Origin of the sequence: Inquilinus limosus MP06 (assembly GCF_000767795.1) — a bacterium.
Taxonomy (GTDB): domain Bacteria; phylum Pseudomonadota; class Alphaproteobacteria; order DSM-16000; family Inquilinaceae; genus Inquilinus; species Inquilinus limosus_E.
In genome coordinates, this window is the sequence record NZ_JANX01001076.1 from 1 (window position 1) to 922 (window position 922).

The 922-nt window shown below is 68.5% G+C and carries 1 pseudogene; it reads left to right on the forward strand.

Annotation, left to right across the window (positions count from 1 at the left end):
• Positions 1-847, forward strand: a pseudogene (locus P409_RS35280) (transposase); the annotation flags it as partial.
• Between the last annotated feature and the right edge of the window lie 75 nt (positions 848-922).

Genomic DNA, 922 nt, shown 5'->3' on the forward strand with positions numbered 1-922 from the left:
GGCGACCCGCCGCTCGGTCCGGGAGTATCTCGACACGCTGGACGAGGCGGCCTGGGGTGCTGCCAGCGAGGCCAAGCCCAAGTTCGTCTCGCGGTCGGATCCGGCCGCGCAGTGAACAGGAGCGCTGAAGGGCCACGCCTTCTTCGCCTATGCCACCAACTATCCTGATCGACGTCGACCACGCGATCATCGTCGATGTCGAGGCGAGCCGTGCCATCCGCCAGGCGGAGGTCGGTGCCGCCCGCACCATGGTCGACCGCACCCGCGACCGCTTCGGTCTTTATCCCGAGCGGCTGGCCGCCGACAGCGCCTATGGCTGGTCCATGAGCGCGGGATCGAGCCTCACATCCCGGTCTTCGACAGATCCGAGCGCAGCGACGGCACCTTCGAGAAGGCGGACTTCACCTACGACCACCAGGCCGACGCCTACATCTGTCCGGCCGGGAAGCCACTCAGGCCGCGCCAGGTCGTCTATCGGACGCCGCGCCCGCTCGTCGACGCGAACGGCATGATCCGCTATCGCGCCAGCAAGCTGGACTGCGACGCCTGCGCGCTGAAGCCGCGCTGCTGCCCGAACACGCCTGCCCGCAAGGTCCCCCGCTCGATCCACGAAGGCGCTCGCGACATGGCGCGCGACATCGCCGCCACCGACGCCTATGCCACCTCGTGCCGCGAGCGGAAGAAGGTCGAGATGCTGTTCGCCCACCTCAAGCGCATCCTCAAGCTCGACCGCTTGCGGCTGAGAGGGCCGAACGGCGCCCGCGACGAATTCCACCTCGCCGCCGCCGCCCAGAACCTCCGAAAGCTCGCCAAGCTCATCCCGATGCCGACGCCCGTCCCGGCCTGAGAGGCCTCAGGCTTCCACGCGTCCTGGTCACCGTCGCGTCAACCGCTCTCCGCTGCCGACTTCTTCAACGGAATC